The sequence below is a fragment of the Intestinimonas sp. UBA1698 genome (genome assembly GCF_002320075.1).
GTDB lineage: Bacteria > Bacillota > Clostridia > Oscillospirales > Oscillospiraceae > Intestinimonas > Intestinimonas massiliensis.
Genome location: NZ_DCJO01000016.1, coordinates 1 through 18320, shown reverse-complemented (window position 1 = coordinate 18320; position 18320 = coordinate 1). Strand labels below are relative to the sequence as shown.

At 63.1% G+C, this 18320-nt stretch carries 16 protein-coding genes; 12 read left to right on the top strand and 4 right to left on the bottom strand.

Translation table 11 applies throughout. The features are described 5' to 3' along the window. Positions 1 to 13 precede the first annotated feature (13 nt). The 4 genes from B3H64_RS03600 (at position 14) to B3H64_RS03585 (ending at position 4395) form a co-directional block, all read left to right on the top strand. Positions 14 to 1186 (top strand): phosphoribosylaminoimidazolecarboxamide formyltransferase, encoded by a 1173-nt coding sequence (locus tag B3H64_RS03600; RefSeq protein WP_286733005.1) that lies wholly within the window; start codon positions 14 to 16, stop codon positions 1184 to 1186. A 9-nt stretch (positions 1187 to 1195) separates the two neighbouring features. Then, positions 1196 to 1978: a TraX family protein gene (locus B3H64_RS03595; RefSeq protein WP_286733003.1), complete on the top strand. Its 783-nt coding sequence runs from the start codon at positions 1196 to 1198 to the stop codon at positions 1976 to 1978. Between the two features lie 13 nt (positions 1979 to 1991). Continuing rightward, a complete protein-coding gene (gene purD / locus B3H64_RS03590) occupies positions 1992 to 3248 on the top strand; it encodes a phosphoribosylamine--glycine ligase (RefSeq protein WP_050618187.1) in 1257 nt (418 codons plus the stop codon). 67 nt (positions 3249 to 3315) lie between these two features. Beyond that, on the top strand, positions 3316 to 4395 hold the full coding sequence (locus tag B3H64_RS03585) for a hypothetical protein (RefSeq protein ID WP_050618186.1): 1080 nt from the start codon (positions 3316 to 3318) through the stop codon (positions 4393 to 4395). A 762-nt stretch (positions 4396 to 5157) separates the two neighbouring features. On the opposite strand, the gene B3H64_RS03575 is transcribed toward B3H64_RS03585, so the two are convergent. After that, positions 5158 to 5862 (bottom strand): hypothetical protein, encoded by a 705-nt coding sequence (locus B3H64_RS03575; RefSeq protein WP_050618185.1) that lies wholly within the window; start codon positions 5860 to 5862, stop codon positions 5158 to 5160. Positions 5863 to 6048: 186 nt separating this feature from the next. On the opposite strand from B3H64_RS03575, the gene B3H64_RS03570 reads away from it, so the two are divergent. The 8 genes from B3H64_RS03570 (at position 6049) to B3H64_RS03535 (ending at position 14864) form a co-directional block, all read left to right on the top strand. Continuing rightward, complete coding sequence (locus B3H64_RS03570) at positions 6049 to 6912, top strand: class I SAM-dependent methyltransferase (protein ID WP_286732997.1); 864 nt, start codon at positions 6049 to 6051, stop codon at positions 6910 to 6912. A 35-nt stretch (positions 6913 to 6947) separates the two neighbouring features. Continuing rightward, the gene (locus B3H64_RS03565) at positions 6948 to 7790 is read left to right on the top strand and encodes an energy-coupling factor transporter ATPase (RefSeq protein ID WP_286732994.1); all 843 of its coding nucleotides are present in this window, start codon (positions 6948 to 6950) and stop codon (positions 7788 to 7790) included. 54 nt (positions 7791 to 7844) lie between these two features. Beyond that, positions 7845 to 8714, top strand: a complete 870-nt coding sequence (locus B3H64_RS03560; protein WP_050618182.1) for an energy-coupling factor transporter ATPase — start codon at positions 7845 to 7847, stop codon at positions 8712 to 8714. After that, positions 8715 to 9521, top strand: a complete 807-nt coding sequence (locus B3H64_RS03555) for an energy-coupling factor transporter transmembrane component T family protein (protein ID WP_050618181.1) — start codon at positions 8715 to 8717, stop codon at positions 9519 to 9521. An 11-nt stretch (positions 9522 to 9532) separates the two neighbouring features. After that, positions 9533 to 10285 (top strand): tRNA pseudouridine(38-40) synthase TruA, encoded by a 753-nt coding sequence (gene truA / locus B3H64_RS03550; RefSeq protein WP_050618180.1) that lies wholly within the window; start codon positions 9533 to 9535, stop codon positions 10283 to 10285. A gap of 27 nt (positions 10286 to 10312) precedes the next feature. After that, positions 10313 to 11488, top strand: coding sequence for a DUF5711 family protein (locus B3H64_RS03545; RefSeq protein WP_050618179.1), 1176 nt, complete (start codon positions 10313 to 10315; stop codon positions 11486 to 11488). A 15-nt stretch (positions 11489 to 11503) separates the two neighbouring features. Continuing rightward, on the top strand, positions 11504 to 12226 hold the full coding sequence (locus tag B3H64_RS03540; protein ID WP_050618178.1) for a CvpA family protein: 723 nt from the start codon (positions 11504 to 11506) through the stop codon (positions 12224 to 12226). A 121-nt stretch (positions 12227 to 12347) separates the two neighbouring features. Continuing rightward, on the top strand, positions 12348 to 14864 hold the full coding sequence (locus tag B3H64_RS03535; RefSeq protein WP_286732984.1) for an ATP-dependent Clp protease ATP-binding subunit: 2517 nt from the start codon (positions 12348 to 12350) through the stop codon (positions 14862 to 14864). Positions 14865 to 14913: 49 nt separating this feature from the next. Here B3H64_RS03535 and B3H64_RS03530 read toward each other — a convergent pair whose 3' ends face one another. From B3H64_RS03530 to B3H64_RS03520, 3 genes are all read right to left on the bottom strand, one after another. Beyond that, entirely contained in the window at positions 14914 to 17100 is a 2187-nt protein-coding gene (locus B3H64_RS03530) for a M23/M56 family metallopeptidase (protein WP_286732981.1), read from the bottom strand. Continuing rightward, complete coding sequence (locus B3H64_RS03525) at positions 17097 to 17477, bottom strand: BlaI/MecI/CopY family transcriptional regulator (protein WP_050618175.1); 381 nt, start codon at positions 17475 to 17477, stop codon at positions 17097 to 17099. Before B3H64_RS03525 ends, B3H64_RS03530 begins: the two co-directional genes overlap by 4 nt. 130 nt (positions 17478 to 17607) lie before the next feature. Continuing rightward, positions 17608 to 18120 (bottom strand): SLOG family protein, encoded by a 513-nt coding sequence (locus tag B3H64_RS03520; protein WP_050618174.1) that lies wholly within the window; start codon positions 18118 to 18120, stop codon positions 17608 to 17610. Between the last annotated feature and the right edge of the window lie 200 nt (positions 18121 to 18320).

Below are 18320 nucleotides of genomic sequence, written 5' to 3'. Positions count from 1 at the left end.
GGAGGCTTTCGTCATGACCGAACTGGAACTCAAATACGGCTGCAATCCCAATCAAAAGCCCGCCCGCATCTTTATGCAGGAGGGAGAACTTCCTTTACAGGTCCTCAACGGACGGCCCGGCTACATCAATTTTATGGACGCCCTTAACTCCTGGCAGCTAGTCCAGGAGCTGAAACAGGCCACCGGCCTGCCCGCCGCCGCCTCCTTCAAGCACGTCTCCCCCGCCGGCGCCGCCGTGGGGAGCGAACTTACCGACCTGGAGCGGAAGATTTATTTTGCCGAGGGAATGGACCTGTCCCCCATCGCCTCCGCCTATGTCCGGGCCCGGGGCGCCGACCGGCTGTCCTCCTACGGCGACTGGTGCGCCCTCTCCGACGCCTGCGATGAGCAGACCGCCCGCTATCTGGCCCTGGAGGTCTCCGACGGCGTCATCGCCCCAGGCTACACCGACAAGGCCCTGGAGATTCTCCGGACCAAGCGCAAGGGCGGCTACAATGTCATCCAGATCGACCCATCCTATGTCCCGTCAGAGATCGAACGCCGCCAGATTTTCGGCATCTGGTTCGAGCAGGGCCACAACAGCCTGAAGATCGACGCCGCCATGCTGTCCAATCTGGTCACCGCCAACAAGGACCTGCCCGAGGCGGCCAAACGAGATCTGCTGGTCTCCCTCATCACCCTGAAGTACACCCAGTCCAACTCGGTCTGCTACGCCAAGGGCGGCCAGACCATCGGCGTGGGCGCGGGGCAGCAGTCCCGCATCCACTGCACCCGTCTGGCGGGCAACAAGGCGGACAACTGGTACCTGCGCCAGCACCCCAAGGTCCTGGGCCTCTCGTTTGTGCCGGGCATCCGCCGCCCCGACCGGGACAACGCCATCGACATCTACATCTCCGACGAGTATGAGGACGTGCTGGCCGACGGCGTGTGGCAGAACACCTTCCAGGTCCGGCCGGAGGTCCTGACGCCCGCCGAGCGCAGGGAGTGGATCGCCACCCAAAACGGCGTGTCCGTGGGCTCCGACGCCTTCTTCCCCTTTGGCGACAACGTAGAGCGGGCCCGAAAGTCCGGCGTGGCCTATATCGCCCAGCCCGGCGGCTCCATCCGGGACGACCATGTCATCGCCACCTGTGATCAATACGGCATCGCCATGGCCTTCACCGGCGCCCGGCTGTTCCACCATTAAAACAGCCCCATGAAGGAACACGGGAATGGCCTGACCGGTACACAGCTCAAATACCTGGCCTGCGTATCCATGGTCATCGATCACGTCGGCATGCTCTTTGCCCCCATGGCGGCGGTCGCAGGCGCCGATGATCTGCTGTACCATCTCTTCCGGTACGCGGGACGCCTGGCCTTCCCGATCTTTGCCTTCTTTGTGGCTGAGGGCTGCCTGCACACCCATGATTTTCGCCGCTACCTGCTCCGCCTGGGGCTCTTTGGCGCGCTGACTCACGTGGTAGCCCTGATCGCCACCGGCGGGCAGAGCGGTAGTGTCATCGCCACCTTCTTCTTTGCCGCCCTGGGAATTTGGTTTTACCGCCTGCTGCGGGAGCGGGGCCTGCATCCGTTTTTCGCCCTCCTCCCCGCCGCCGCTCTGGTCCTGCTGGGCCAGCTCTTCCACGTGGATTACGGCGGCGCAGGCGTGGCCGCCGTGGTGGCCCTTTTCCTCTGCGGTCCCCGTCTGGACCGGCGCCTGCTCTGCCTGGGGCTGGCCATGGCGGCCACCTATCTGGTCCACTTTCCACTGGAGCTGGCGCTGACCGATCGTATCTGGGAAAATGTTTCGTCTTATCTCCCCTGGTTCACCAGCTTTTACCTCCCCTACCAGCTTTTGTGCCTGCTCTGCTCCTGGGCTGCGCTCCCCCTTCTGGCCCGCTACAACGGCCGCACGGGGCGCAGCGGCAAATGGTTTTTTTACTGGTTCTATCCCGTCCATATGGCAGTCCTTTATCTGCTGAGTCTGCTGATATCCTGAATGGAGGTATCCTATGAAAGTCCTCGTGGTGGGCGGCGGCGGCCGAGAGCACGCCATCGTCTGGGCTCTGTCCAAAAGCCCGAAAGTGAAAGAGCTTTACTGTGCCCCAGGCAACGGCGGTATCGCCTCTCTGGCCACCTGTGTCCCCATCAAGGCCACAGACGTGGACGCCATGGTGGACTGGTGCGCCGCCCATGAGATGGATTTCGTCGTGGTCGCGCCCGACGACCCGCTGGCGCTGGGTATGGTGGATGCGTTGGAGGCCAAAGGCATCCCTGCCTTCGGCCCCCGGAAAAACGCCGCTGTCATCGAGGCCAGCAAGGTCTTTTCCAAGGGCCTGATGGCCAAATACCACATCCCCACCGCCCGGTACGAGACCTTTACCGAGCTGGAGCCCGCTCTGGACTACATCCGCCGCCAGGGCGCTCCCATCGTGGTCAAGGCGGACGGCTTGGCCCTGGGCAAGGGCGTGGTGGTGGCGCAGACTGTGTCCGAGGCCGAGGAGGCTGCCCGGAGCATGATGGCCGACGGCAAATTTGGCGCGGCGGGTTCTAAGGTGGTCATTGAGGAGTGCATGACCGGTCCCGAGGTGACGGTGCTCTGCTTTGCCGACGGGGAGCATCTGGTGCCCATGCCCTCCTCCCGGGACCATAAGCGAGCCCTGGATGGTGATCGGGGCCCCAACACCGGCGGTATGGGAGCCATCTCCCCCGCTCCCGGCTACACCCCCGAGGTCGCCCGGCGCTGTATGGAGGAGATTTTCCTCCCCACCATGGCGGCGCTGAAGGCCGAGGGCCGCCCCTTCCAGGGCGTCCTCTACTTCGGTCTGATGCTCACCCCCGACGGCCCCAAGGTAGTGGAGTACAACGCCCGCTTCGGAGACCCGGAGTGTCAGGCGGTCCTCTCCCTGCTGGATACCGACCTGATGGATATCTTCCTGGCCTGCCATGACGGCACCCTGGACAAGCTGGAAATTCGCTGGAAGGCGTCCGCCGCTTGCTGCCTGGTGCTGGCTTCCGGGGGCTATCCCAGCCACTACCAGACCGGCTATCCCATCACCGGGCTGAAAGAGGCAGGCGAGACCGCGGTGGTCTTCCATGCGGGCACCAAGCGGGCCGAGGATGGGCGCATCCTTACCTCCGGCGGCCGGGTACTGGGTGTCACTGCGGTCGGACCTGCGTTGAAATCCGCCATCACCTGTGCATATCACAGCGCAAAGCACATATCCTTTACCGATCTTCATTTCCGGACCGACATCGGCCGAACCTGAGTCATTCCGTGCGCTGCGGCACCGGCCTGTTCCGGCGCCGCAGTTTGTCTTTCAAGGGGGGTACCATATGAAACCAATATCCGCCCGCCAGATTGCCGTGGTCTTTACCGGGAGCTTCCTGGGGGCCGGCTTTCTCTCGGGCCAGGAACTGCTCCAATTTTTTGGCGTTTTTGGGGGCTTTGGGCTGGTGGGTATGGCGCTGGCCATCCTGGCCTTCGTAGGGTTCAGCCGGATGGTCATGGAGATCGCGCAGGAGACCGGCCGGACCGAGTTCGACCACATCATCGTCTATCGAGACCTCCGCTGGCTCCGGCTCTTTGTGGAGGGGGTCTTCCTTTTCTTCCTTTTTGACGTAATGGTGGCCATGCTCGCCGGGGCCGGGGCCCTGCTGGAGCAGGTCTTTGGTCTGCCCGCCGTCGCTGGGGACGCCCTGATCTCCCTGCTGGTGCTGGCAGTGGCCCTGGCCGGCGCCGCCGGACTGCTGGCCTCCTTCAGTCTGGTGGTGCCTCTGCTGGTAGCAGCCGCTATCGCCATCGGTGTGGCCGCCTTCTGCACCCTTTCCCCTGCACCCTTGGAGATGAAGCCTCTGTCCAGTGGAAATCCTTTACTGGGAAACTGGTTCTTCTCTGCCCTCTCCTTTATCTCCTACAACATGATGGCGGCCGTCTCTATTCTGGTGCCCCTCACCGAAGGCACGGGGGAACGGAAAACCATCCACCGCGGGCTGGGCCTGGGCGCGCTCCTGCTGACACTGATCTTCGCGTGCATCCTCCTGCCCATGACGCTGTACCCCGATGTGGTCGCTCATGCCGAGCTGCCCATGCTGGCCCTGGCCTTCCAGCTCACGCCGGTGCTGGGCTTCCTCTACGCTGTCCTGCTCTTTGCCGGTATGTTCACTGCCGCCCTCTCCAGCCTCTACGCCATCACCACCCGGGTGCAGCTCCGGGCCGGTGCGCAGCTCCGCTCCGAACGCTTTACCGCGCTGTTGTGCATCCTGGCCTTTGTGGGCAGCATCTTCGGCTTCAAAAATGTAGTAAGCGTCGTCTACCCCATCTGCGGCTACATCGGTTTTCTGGCCCTCATCGGTATCCTGCTTCACTTCATGTACTTGAAAAAAGCCCGGCACAACCGGCAGTTGTCAAATTGAACGCACTTCTTGGTGGTCAGGACATGGACAATCGGCCGCGCTGGGCCGCTCTTTCGGCGTATCGCTGGACTATCTCATGACTGGAGCGGAACAAGAGCCGCCCCGACAGGAGGCGCCGCCCGTTCAGACCGTCTATCTGCCCGGCTGGCACTACGAATACCAAAGCAGCCGCATTCTCTTCAGCCTGCCCCCTGATCCACATTAACCTAGGGCAATATGGAGTCCACTGGGCCCGCGGCGTCACCGCCTCAGGCAATCCCGCCACGGCCTCTCACATCGCGACCGGAGGTGCAGCCAGCGCCCACATCGCTATCGGGGACGCTGTGGAGGGGACGGTCCCCTCTCCCAAAGAGGGCTGGGGCCCAGGCGCATCCGCTGCCATCCAGGCCGTAATCCTCCGGAAATACCCCGGCACGCCTCCCCTCCTGGTATGGCCTTTCTCTCAGGTTCCCTAAAAACAGCCTGCGCGTTGCGGCAGCAACATGCAGGCTGTTTTCCTTTACTAGTTAGGCACGCTCCCATGGTAGCCGGTTGTCCTCCACGGTGGGGGCATGGGCGGGAATAAAGCACTTTCCTGTTAAGGTTTCTGCCTTGTCAAGCGTTGCCAGATAAGCCCCTACATCATTGATAAAAAGGAATTTGTTCCGCAGAGCCTTGGGCGGAAAGCCCCCATACAGGAAGGAGGGCTCCAGCACCGGCCAGCGGGGGAAGGCCACCTCCAGGCCCGGCGCGTAAACAGGCGCCCCGGTACGCTCACATGGCTCAACTCTCCTCCAGCGGCAGGGGCTCCAGCGCCTTCCGGCCGCCGCTCTCCTCCTGGTAGGAGAGCAGCAGTTGTTCCAGTGCGGCATCGTGCTCGGCAAACTCCGCCTTGACGCACTCCAGGGCCTTATCCACTCGCCCCAGCTCCCCCGAAGCGTGGGTAATGGTGGCATCCACATCGGTACGCAGCCGCTCATAACCGGAGCGGATACGGCACAAAAGCTGCTCGGCCGCCTCCCGGGCCCTGCGTGCCTTCTCCTCCGCCTCTTTCTCAATGGCCCGAGCCCGCTGGTGGGCCTCCAGCTCGATGGTGGCGGTGCGGTCCTTGAGCTCCTCATAGGCCCGGGCGCCTATCTCCATCCGGGACACCTGGCCCCGCAGGCCGCCCAGCTCCTCCCGGAGCCCGGCCAGATCCGCCCGCTCCCGGCCCAGCGCGGTCTCCGCCGCCTCCAAAGCCCCGGACTTCTGGCACAGGGCTTTTTTCGCGGCGGCCAGCTCCGCCTCCAGAGCTCCGATCCGGTCCTGCGCCTCCTGCGCTGCGGCCTCGGCGGTCTGGGCGCTCTGGACCGCCTGGTCCCGCTCCCCTTGGAGGTCGGCCACCTTCTCCCGGTACGCCCGGGCGGAGGACTCGATATAGTTCAGCACGTCCCGGCGGTTAAAGCCGCCGAAAGCCGCGCTGCGGAAGGAATATTCCGGAGCGCTCATATGCGACACCTCTCTCTCTGCACTTGTGGATAAATTTTAGCACAGCACAGGCGAAAACACAATCTTTTCCGCAAAATCCCAAGAGGAGCGTCGAATCCTCCGATTTGAAATTGACGGGCCGGAACCGGGGTGATATAATACATTAGTTTTAGTATGGAATTCTTGCGGTTCTAAGGAGGACAGGCTATGTGGGTCTCAGACGGCTGGCGGGATTATGAGCTCATCGACTGCGGCGGAGGGGAAAAGCTGGAGCGGTGGGGAAAACACGTCCTGGTGCGGCCGGACCCTCAGGCCATCTGGCAGACACCCCGGAACAACCCGCTGTGGCGGCGGCCGGACGCCCGGTATGCCCGTGCCTCCACCGGCGGAGGCGCCTGGGAGAAAAAGGACGTGCCCGCTCAGTGGCAGGTACGCTACCGGGAGCTCACCTTCCAGGTCAAGCCCATGAACTTCAAACACACCGGTCTTTTCCCCGAGCAGGCCGCCAACTGGGACTTCGCCATGGAGCAGATCCGCAGGGCGGGGCGGCCCATCTCCGTGCTCAACCTCTTCGCCTACACCGGCGGGGCCACTGTGGCCTGCGCCGCGGCGGGAGCCTCGGTGTGCCATGTGGACGCCGCCAGGGGCATGGTGAGCTGGGGCCGGGACAACGCCCGTGCCTCCGGCCTGGAGGACGCCCCCATCCGTTGGATCGTGGACGACTGCGCCAAATTTGTGGAGCGGGAGATCCGCCGGGGCCGCCGGTACGACGCCATCATTATGGACCCTCCCTCTTACGGCCGCGGCCCCTCCGGCGAGGTCTGGAAGCTGGAGGACAGCCTTTGGCCCTTTGTGGAGCTGGTGGCGGGGGTGCTCTCTGACGAGCCTCTTTTCTTCCTCATCAACTCCTACACCACCGGGCTGGCCCCGTCGGTGCTGACCTACATTTTGGAATCTCTCATCACCCCCAAATACGGCGGCCGCACCCGCAGCGACGAGCTGGGGCTGCCCGTCACCGAGAGCGGGCTGGCCCTCCCCTGCGGAGCCACCGGCCGCTGGATGGCGGGCTAAGGCCCGCACGACCGACCTGAAACGAGGCAGCGAACATGAGCACCATCATCAAAACCGAAGACCTGCGCTTCTCCTATGCCGTCACCGAGGGGTTGGCTCCCATCGTGCTGGACGGAGTGGATCTGGAGATCGAAGCGGGCTCCTTCGTGGCCGTGCTGGGCCACAACGGCTCCGGCAAGTCCACCCTGGCCAAGCATATGAACGCCATCCTGCTCCCCACCGGGGGCAAGGTGTGGGTGGGCGGCATGGACACCGCCGACGAGGCCCGGCTGCTGGACATCCGCCGCACCGTAGGCATGGTGTTCCAGAACCCGGACAACCAGATTGTAGCCAATGTGGTGGAAGAGGACGTGGCCTTTGCCCCCGAAAATCTGGGGGTCCCTCCGGCGGAGATCCGCCAGCGGGTGGACGCCGCCCTTAAGGCCGTGGGGATGTATGAATACCGGGAGCACGCCCCTCATCTCCTCTCCGGGGGCCAGAAGCAGCGGGTGGCCATTGCGGGGGTCATCGCCATGGCGCCCCGCTGCATCGTGCTGGACGAGCCCACCGCCATGCTGGACCCGGTGGGCCGCCGTGAGGTGCTGCACACCATCCAGGCGCTCAACCGGACTTCCGGCGTCACGGTGGTCCTCATCACCCACCACATGGACGAGGCCGCTCTGGCCGACCGGCTGGTGGTCATGGCCGACGGTCATGTGGTGGCCGACGGCGCCCCCAAGACGGTCTTCTCCCGCGTGGAGGAGCTCAGGGCCGTGGGCCTGACCGTCCCTGAGACGGTGGAGCTGTGCTACGCGTTGCGCCAGGACGGTCTGGAGCTTCCCTTGGACGCCCTGAGCGTCGAGGAGTGCGCCCAGGCCCTGTACCGGCTTTTGACCTGACGGCCCCCGCCCCGCAAGGACAGGCACCATTTATAATGTTAGGACTGATTTCCTTTGGAACCCATCATTCAGACGGAAAAGCTCTCGCACGTCTACAGCGTCGGCACGCCCTTCGAGCAGGGCGCTCTGGTGGACGTGGATTTTGCCGCCTATCGCGGCGAATATCTGGGCGTCATCGGCCGGACCGGCTCGGGCAAGTCTACCCTGATCCAGCACCTCAACGGCCTGCTGAAGCCCACCTCGGGCCGGGTGCTGTTCGAGGGCAGGGATATCTGGGAGACCAAAGAGCGCACCCGGGCCACCCGGTTCCAGGTGGGCCTGGTGTTCCAATACCCGGAATACCAGTTGTTTGAGGAAACCGTCTATCAGGATATCGCCTTTGGTCCCCGGAACATGGGACTGGACGAGGCGGAGATTGACCGCCGGGTGCGCTCCGCCGCCGCCTTCGTGGGTCTGCCCGACGAAGCGCTGGAGAAGTCCCCCTTTGAGCTCTCCGGCGGGCAGAAGCGCCGGGTGGCCATCGCCGGGGTCATCGCCATGGAGCCCTCCGTCCTGGTGCTGGACGAGCCCACCGCCGGTCTGGACCCGGTGGGCGTGGAGTCCATCCTGCGCAACATTCACGACTACCACGAGGCGAAAAACGCCACCATCATCCTAGTCTCCCACTCCATGGAGGAGGTGGCCCGCACCGTGGACCGCCTGGTGGTGGTCAGCGGCGGCCGCATCCCCTTCTCCGGCACGCCCCGGGAGGTCTTTGCCCACGGCCGTGAGCTGGAGGAGATGGGACTGGGCGTCCCCCAGGTGACCCGGGTGTTCCACCGCCTGCGGGAGCTGGGTGCGGACGTGGACCCCTCGGTCTACACCATTGCCCAGGCCCGGGCTGCCGTACAGGCCGCGCTGGCGCGCAAGAAGGGGGCGGTGTAAATGGCGCTCAAGGACATCACCCTGGGCCAATACTTTCCCGGAAACTCCTTCATCCATCAGTTGGACCCCAGGACCAAGCTGCTCTTTACCGTCTTGTATATCGTAGCCCTGTTCTCCGCCAAGCGCCTGCCCTCCTACCTGCTGCTGATGGCCGTGCTGGCGGTCTGCATCCAGATCTCCAGGGTCCGGCTCAAAACCATCCTGCGGGGCATGAAGCCCATCCTCTTCATCATCGTGCTCACCGCCATCCTCAACCTGTTCTACACCCCCGGCGACCCCATCTGGCAGTGGAAGTTTCTCAAAATCACCGTGGAGGGCATTTGGGCTGCCATTTATATGGTGCTTCGCATCTCCATGCTCATCACCTGCACCTTTCTGCTGACCTACACCACCTCCCCCATCCTGCTTACCGACGGGCTGGAAAAGCTGCTGGGGCCCCTGAAAAAGCTCCGGGTGCCGGTCCACGAGCTCAGTATGATGATGTCCATCGCCCTGCGCTTTATCCCCACCCTCATCGAGGAGACCGACAAGATCATGTCCGCACAGAAGGCCCGGGGCGCCGATTTTGATACCGGAAACCTCTTCCAGAAGGCCAGGGCCCTGGTGCCCCTGCTGGTGCCGCTGTTCATCTCCGCCTTCCGGCGGGCCGACGAGCTGGCCATCGCCATGGAGTGCCGCTGTTACCATGGCGGTGAGGGCCGCACCCGCCTGCGGCAGCTCATCTTCGTCCGGCGGGACTATCTGGCCCTGGCGGGCAGCCTCTTCATGGTGGCCGCAGTGTATGTCCTGCGGTATCTCGGCTGGTAAAGGGTGTTTCCATGACGAGAAATATTGCTCTGAAACTCATGTACGTCGGGACAGCCTACCACGGCTGGCAGGTCCAAAAGCGGGACGTCACCGTGGCCGAGACCTTGGAAAAGGCCCTGGCCACCGTGGTTTGCCACCCGGTGAAGCTCACCGGGGCGGGCCGCACCGACGCCGGCGTCCACGCCGAGACCTATATCGCCAACTTCCGCACCGCCTCTTCCATCCCCTGCGACCGCATCCCGCTGGCGGTGAATACCCGCCTGCCCGACGACATCGTGGTGGTAAAGGCGACGGAGGTGTCCGAGGGCTTTAACGCCATCGGCTCCTGCCTCAAAAAGGAGTACACCTACCGTATCTACAACTCCCGCATCCGCAACGCTTTTTATGTGGATCGGGCCTGGTTCTACCCCAAGCCGCTGGACGAGGCCGTCATGCAGGCGGCAGCCGACCGCTTCGTAGGCACCCACGACTTTGCCGCCGTCCGCTCTGTGGGCACCAATGTGAAATCCACGGTGCGCACGGTGCACTACTTCCAGATCGCCCGCAGCGGGGACCTCATCGAGTGCCGGGTCTGTGCCAACGGCTTCCTCTATAATATGGTGCGGGCCATGGTGGGCACCTGCGTCTACGCCGCCGAGGGAAAATTCCCGCCGGAGGCCGTAACCGAGATCCTGGAAAACCGAAACCGCACTGCCGCGGGACCTACGGTCCCTCCGGGCGGATTGTACATGACCAAGCTGTGGTACGAGGAAGATGTTTTGTAATCTATTCAGGGGGATTTGCGCATAAACATGGAAGAACTGAAGCGGCCGGAGCCCGCGCCTCCGAAAAAACCGAATATCGTGGTGCGGCTGCTGGCCTTTCTGCTCACCCTGGCCCTGGTGTTGGGCGCCGTGGCGCTGGTGGCTTTCCGGGACAAGATCAACCTCGACTCCCTGAAGCGCTACATCACCTACCGCACGCTGGAGACGGGCGACGACCGGCAGCCCACCTCCTTCCGCCTGGAAAGCGGCGGCAAGGGCGGCTGCCTGGGCGTGGGGGACGACCTGCTGGTCTATTCCGCCAGCGGAGCCCGGCTCTTCTCCGTCAGCGGCGTGGAGTACCTCACCGAATCCGTCCTGCTCACCACCCCGGTGGCCGACGGAGCCGGCAGCGCGGCCGTGGTCTATGACGCGGGGGGCTACGCCCTGCGGGTCCTGTCCGACCGGTCCACCGTGCTGGAGACCAGCGCCGCTCAGGGCCATGAGATCCTGTCCGCCCGGCTCAACGCCGCCGGACGCCTCACCGTCACCAGCCGGGAGCCCGGTTATAAGGGCTCCGTCACCGTCTACGATGGGTCTTATCAGCCGCTGGTCAGCATCCGCCTTTCCAGCCGGTTTTTGATGGACGGCCTGCTCTCTGACGACAACAGGACCGTAGCCGTTCTCACCGCCGGGCAGACCGACGACGCCTTTGACAGCGCCCTGGCCCTCTATCATCTGGATGAGGACGCCCCTTATGCCTCCTGTTCACTGGGCGGCAGCGCTGTGCTGGACCTGAAATACGACGCCGATTCCTTCTGGGCCCTGGGCGATGAGGCGCTCTCCATCGTCCAGTTGGACGGCTCCCTGGCGGGGCAGTACGACTACGGCGGCCGCTATCTCAAGGCCTTCTCCCTGGGGGGCGACCGCTCCGCCACCCTGCTGCTGGGCAAGTACCGGGCGGGCTCCGGCGCCACCCTGCTGACGGTGGACGCCGCCGGGCAGGAGCTGGCCGCTCTGGAGCTGGACGACCAAGTACTGGATCTGGACGCGGCGGGCCGCTATGTGGCGGTGCTCACCGCCGGACGGCTGGATCTCTACACCCGCGATCTGGAGCTCTACGCCTCTCTGGACACCACCGGCGGAGCCCGGGACGTGGTGCTCCGCTCCGACGGCACCGCCTGGCTCATCACCGGGGAGACCGCCCGTCTCTTCATTCCCGAATAACAGCGAGGTATCTTTATGACAACGCCCTATCTCATCTTCGACATCGTCATTCTCCTCATTCTGGCCGTGTTTGCCCTGCTGGGCGCCAAGCGTGGGCTGCTCCTCTCCCTGTGCGGCCTGCTGGCCGTCCTCGTGGCCTTCATCGGCGCCAGCGCCGTCTCAGACATCATGGCCCCCAAGGTGGCCGCGTACTTAGAGCCTAAATTTGCCGCCGCCCTGGAACAGCGGCTGGAGGAGCAGATTCAAAGCGCCTCCTGGCAGTCCGACGGGTCGGCCGGTGCCGCCGGCGCGGTGACCCCGGACGACCTCCCCCTCCAGGACGTGCTGAACGTCCTTAAGGACATGGGCTTCTACCAGAGCGCCGTGGACGCCGTGGACAAGGCGGTCCGGGCCGGCATGACGGAGGTGGCCGCCAGCGCCGCCGCCGCGGTGGCGGCCTCCATTGCCGGCAGCGTGGCCCACATGCTGATCTTTGGCCTGTCCTTCGTCCTGATCCTCATCCTCTGGACCATCCTCAGCCGCGCGCTGGACCTGGTGGCCCGTCTGCCTGGCCTGCACGCCCTCAACAAGACCGGCGGGGCCCTGCTGGGCCTGGTAAAGGGGTGCATCCTTCTCTTCGTCTGTGCATGGGTCCTGCGCTACCTGGGCAACATCATACCGGAAGAGGCCGTGGATCAGACCCGTCTGCTCAAATTCTTTATGACCACCAATCCGGTGACCCTGATTCTGGGCGCCTGATATCCTACCGTGTTTTAATGTTTTTCATACGAAATTCATCACCAGTTCACAATTACATGTTAGATTCGGTAACCTGGGAGAAATGGATCAAGCCCTTCTCCCTCGAAGGAGTGAAACCATAATGCAGCCAACGCTTTGTTCCAGATGCCATAAAAACGTGGCCGTGATTTTTGTGACCCGCATCGACGGCAGCGAGACCAAGAACGAGGGTCTCTGCCTCAAGTGCGCCAAGGAACTGGGCATCAAGCCCGTTCAGGATATGATGCAGAAGATGGGCATCACCGACGATGATTTGGAGGGCATCACCAATGAGATGATGTCCGCCTTTGGCGGCGCCGAGGGTATGGAGGGCCTGATGGCCCAGGAGGACGGCGGGGACGACGACGAGGACGACGAGGGCCGGACCGCCACCTTTCCCTTCCTCAATAAGCTCTTTGGCAATGGAGGCGGCGAGTCCGCCGCGCCTACGCCCAGCGAGCAGCCCCGGCAGAGCCGGGATGAAAAGCCCGGCAAGACCGAGCCCCGCCAGCCCAAGCGTAAGTTTCTGGAAAATTATTGCATTTCCCTGACTCAAAAATCCCTGGACGGCAAGCTGGATCGGATCATCGGCCGGGATCAGGAGCTGGAGCGGGTAGTCCAAATCCTCAACCGCCGTCAAAAGAACAACCCCTGCCTGATCGGTGAGCCCGGCGTGGGTAAAACCGCCATCGCCGAGGGCCTTGCCATGCGCATCGCCCAGCGGGACGTGCCCTATAAGCTGATGGACAAGGAGGTCTATCTGCTGGACCTGACCGCCCTGGTGGCGGGCACCCAGTTCCGCGGCCAGTTTGAAAGCCGCATGAAGGGCCTCATCGAGGAGATCAAAAAGCTAGGCAACATTATCCTGGTCATTGACGAGGTCCACAACCTGGTAGGGGCCGGGGATGCCGAAGGCTCCATGAATGCCGCCAATATCCTTAAGCCCGCCCTGTCCCGGGGCGAGATTCAGGTCATCGGCGCCACCACCCTCACGGAATACCGCAAGTATATTGAAAAGGACTCCGCTCTGGAGCGCCGGTTCCAGCCGGTCATCGTGGAGGAGCCCTCCATCGAGGATGCCGTCCAAATCATCCAGGGTATCGCCCCCTACTACGAGGCCTATCACCACGTGAAGATCGCGCCGGAGATGTGCCGTCTGGCCGTCACCATGTCCGAGCGGTACATCACCGACCGTTTCCTGCCCGACAAGGCCATCGACCTCATTGACGAGGCCTCCTCCGATGTGAACCTCCACAACAAGGCTCTGGCCCGGACTATGGAGATTGATAAGGAGCTGGCCGACATCGCCAAGGAGCGGGAGGTTATGCTGGCCGCCGCCAATGATAAGTCCGGCGAGGCCTTCCAGAAGCTCAAGCAGCGGGAGGCCGCCCTGCTTCAGCAGAAGGAACGGCTGGAGGCCATGCCCGCGGCGGAGGGTGAGGACCCCGGCGTCCGGCAGGGCCGGATCGCCGACCTCCAGCGTCAGCTCGCCGGAGTGGCCCAGGAGCGGGCCGTGCTGGAGAACCAGGCCAGCGAGAAGGCCTATCAGCGGCTGGCCGTCCTCAAGAGTCAGGAGCTCCAGCTCACCGGCGAGCGGGACGGGCTGACCGCCAAGGGAGACCCCGCCCTGACAGTGGAACACCTGGCCCGGGTCATCGAGCTGTGGACTAAGATTCCCGCCAGCCAGATTCAGGAGCAGGAGTATGAACGCCTGTCCCGTCTGGAGGAACGGCTCAAGAGCCATATCATCGGCCAGGACGAGGCCGTCAAGGCCGTGGCCTCCGCCATCCGTCGGGGCCGGGTGGGCATTGCCTCCAAGCGCAAGCCCGTGTCCTTCATCTTTGTGGGCTCCACCGGCGTGGGCAAGACCGAACTGGTCAAGCAGTTGGCCATGGACATGTTCAACTCCCCCGAGTCCCTCATCCGGCTGGACATGTCCGAATTTATGGAGAAGTTTGCCGTGAGCCGCATCATCGGCTCGCCCCCGGGCTACGTGGGCTACGACGAGGCCGGGCAGCTCACTGAGAAGGTGCGGCGCAAGCCCTATTGCGTGGTCCTCTTCGACGAGATTGAGAAGGCCCATCCCGACGTGCTCAACATCATGCTCCAGATCCTGGACGATGGCCACATTACCGACGCCCAGGGCCGGAACGTGAATTTTGAGAATACCGTCATCGTCATGACCTCCAATGCGGGCAGCGCCAACAAGTCTGCCGGCTCGGTGGGCTTTGGCCGCACCGCCAACGAGATGAGCAAGGACCGGGCCATGAAGGCCCTGGGCGAGTTCCTCCGTCCCGAGTTCATCAACCGGGTGGACGAGGTGGTCTATTTCAACCGCCTCACCGAGGACAACTTCAAGGAGATCGCCAAGATCATGCTCCAGGAGCTTACCGACAACCTGCGGGAGAAGGGCATTACCTTCACCTGGGACGACAGCGTACTGGATTACCTGGTAAAGAAGTCCTACTCCGCCGCTTACGGCGCCCGGAACCTGCGCCGCCAGATTCAGAAGGACCTGGAGGACCCCATCGCCACCAAGATCATCGACAGCTATCAAACCCCCGTCACCCAGATCAAGGCCGTGGGCGAGGACGAGTCCCTCTCCATCCTGGCCCTGTAACGGATATGCAAAACGCCCTGCACCGTTTGGTGCAGGGCGTTTTGGCCCATTAGGGGAATTCGAAGTTCCTTTCGGGATAATAGGCCAGCGGATCGACCGCCTCGCCGTCCACCCGGAACTCCAGGTGGAGATGGGCCCCCGTAGACTGGCCAGTGGAGCCCACCGTGCCGATCACCTGGCCCTGGTCCACGGTATCGCCCTCTTCCACCTCCCGGGCGTTGAGCTGGGCGTAGAGGGTGGAAAGGCCGTTTTCGTGGGTAAGCTCCACATAATTTCCGTAGACGGCGTCAAATCCGGATGCCACCACCACGCCGCCCAGCGCCGCCAGGACCGGGGTGCCCTCCGGCGCCGCAATGTCCACGCCGGAGTGGCCGCGTTTCTCTCCGGTGACAGGGTGAACCCGGGAACCAGAGAGGGCGGAGATCTGGTAGTTCTCCGGTACCGGCCACTGGCAGCCGATCTCAGAAGCATCCTTCTCCAACCAGGCCTCTATCGTCTCAGCCGTAAAGTCCAGATACGCTTTCTGTAATTCCGGTTCGACCGAGCTATTCTCCATCTTTTTGCTGTAATATACCGTCAAGCCTCTATCCGCCCATTCATAAGGCGGCGCTTTAGCCCCTAATTGGAAATCCGGAAACCTATTCCGCCACAGAGATTCTATATCCGCTTTATATATCACGTCACCCTGTCGAAAGTAGTAGTACGGCAAGGCTCCGCCATGATAAAAGTAGAGCAGTTCCTTTTCGCCGTCACCATTTGAATCACGCTCTTCTACCCAGTTGGCGCAATCTGCCAGCAGCCTCGGCACGCCGTTTGTGTCTATGTAATAATAATCATAGGCCTGATAGGCCGCTCCTCTGGGTGCTTCAATCCGAAACCCGTTTTTCCCAAGCACATTCTGAAATTCTTCTATCGAATAGCCTGCCTGATAAGCGCTGTCCTCTACACAAAACCGCAGCAAGCTGTCTCCCTGCCGGATAGCCCAGTATTTCGTATACTCACTATCCGGCATCCAATAGCACACGACCTCTGTCCCATCGGTCAGTTTCCGGTCCACCAGCACCTCCCCCATCGTATCCGCAGACATGACATCGGGCTCCATGCTATTCACCGGCACATAGATTTCGGAATTTTCCAGGTGTAGAAGGACTACATTTTCCAGCACCAGGTCCTTCCCCGCCCGAGCCGTCTCCGTCGGGGCGGGCGGAGCCACGGAGGCCGCGGGATCACCGGAGCCCGCCGCTCCGGCGCTCTCACAGGCGACCAGTCCGCCGGCCAGCACCGCCCCGGCCAGGACCACACAGACCATGGCCGCCCCGGTCCGCTTGGTTTGAAACAAATTCATCAGCCTTCCTTTCAGACGTGTCCCGCTGTCTCCGAACCGAGTGCACAGCACGGGCCCGCCTCCGCCGGCGGCATGCAGCAGAACCTCTCCATAGCGGCGGCGGAAGTCGGCATCCCGGCCCCGCACCACCGCGTCGTCACAGCAATATTCCAAATTGCGCCCGGCCTCCCGGGCCATCCACCACACCAGGGGGTTGAACCAGTGGACGGCGTTAACCGCCAGCAGCAGCGCCTTGTACCACAGGTCGCCCCGCCGGATGTGGAGCAGCTCATGGCGCAGGACCAGCTCCAGGTGCTCCGCCGGGAGGGCCTCCTCCGGCAGCAGGATCACCGGACGCAGGAGCCCCAGCGTCAGGGGCGTGGCCGCCCAGGCGGTTCGCCAGACCGCCGTGTTCCCTTTGACTCCCAGCTCTCGCCGGAGTCGCTCCACGCACGCCTGGTCCTCTGCGTCCTCCCGCGCCCCTCGCATCAGGCGGCGGCGGGTCAGGCGGCAGGCCGCCCCCTGCCCCAGCAGAAAGACGGCGGCTCCCAGCAGCCAGACGGTCCCCAGCCGCTCCGCCGCGGAGCGTGTGGGGGCCTTTTCCGCCGCAGGGGGCTTGGCCCCCACAGACGGCGCGGCAGACGCCGGAGCGGCAGGTGCGGACTCCGACGGTGTCTGGGGCAGCATGATGGCGGTATACTCCGGCATGGGCAGAGTCACAGCGGGCCGCAGCAATTCCAGCGGCACCCGGACGGGCAGCAGCAGCCGCACCGCCAGCAGCAGCCACAGCACCGCACAGCTCTGTGCCCGATACCGCCGCTGGATGAGACCGGCGAAAAGCAGCAGGGGCAGCAGCACCATCGAACCGCTCAGGGACAGCAGAACAAACCGCTGAAACAGGGCTCCGATCACCGGGCTTCCCCCCTCAGCTCCTCCAGCAGGGCCTGGAGCTGGGCAATCTCCTGCTGGTCCACCGGGCCTTCGTCATAGAGGGCGGCGGCAAACCGGGTCAGGGAACCCCCGTAGAGCTTGCGGAGGATGCTCCTCCCCTCGCTTCTCTGGTAATCCGCCTGGGAGATCAAAGCCGTATAGGTATTTACTTTTCCACTTTTGACGCAGGTCAGAAAGCCCTTTTCCTCCAGCCGCTTCAGATAGCTGTGCAGCGCGCTGGCCGTCAGAGGCCGCTCAAGACCCGCCAGGATGGCGGGGGCCGTCGCCGCGCCCCCCTCCTTCCACACCACCAGCATGATGTCCAGCTCCGATTCCGGCAGCCGTCTGCTCTCTCTCATTGGGGTTCCTCCTATATTTGCATTTGCAGAAATCTCTGTGCTCGTATCTTACCTCTGCAAAAGCAGAATGTCAAGCTATTTTTGCAAATGCAAAAGGTCGGGCATCCGGAACATCCAGATACCCGCCCTGTCAGCCAATCGTTCCGTCCAGGTCCATGGTCACCACCCGCACGCCCTGCCGCATGGCATAGGTCAGGGTATACATGGTCCCCCCCAGCATCCCGTCGTAGACGGCCAGGACCAGCGAGGAGCGATCTACCATATAGCGGTTGCGCCGCTGCATACAGCCGCTGGTATAGCGGTGCTGCACCATGGTCTCCAGATCACAGCGCTCCACCAGCCCGAAATAGCGGTTGCGGTCCCGTTCCTTCCAGCGGGCAGCCTGCTCCTCGCAGGGGATGGCCGCCTCCAGCGTTACGTCCGGGTGCTTTTCCCGCAGGGCCAGCACCGCTTCTCCAAAGTACATGTCGGCCCCCTGGGCCATGCCGCAGATGAAGTGGCGGTAGCCCTGCCGGTAGCAGTCCTCCAGCAGCTCCGCCAGCCGGGCCTTCAGCGCCAGACAGCGGGGGGCCCGCTCGTCCTCGCCCCAAGGGAGCTTATTGGGCCGGTGCCCGGTAAAGCAGCAGGTGGTGGCTCTGTCCATGACCTTCTCCCTCTCTCTTTTTGCTTATTGTAGTATATCCAAAAGGGCAAGTCAATGTTTTGTCGAACATTTGTGCGTAAACTTTTTTGATTTTAGACTTGCTTTTTTGGGGGCTGTGCGTATAATAGAAGTTGAAAACAACTGAATCACAGATGTCTTCAGGGCAGGGTGAAAATCCCGATCGGCGGTAAAGTCCGCGA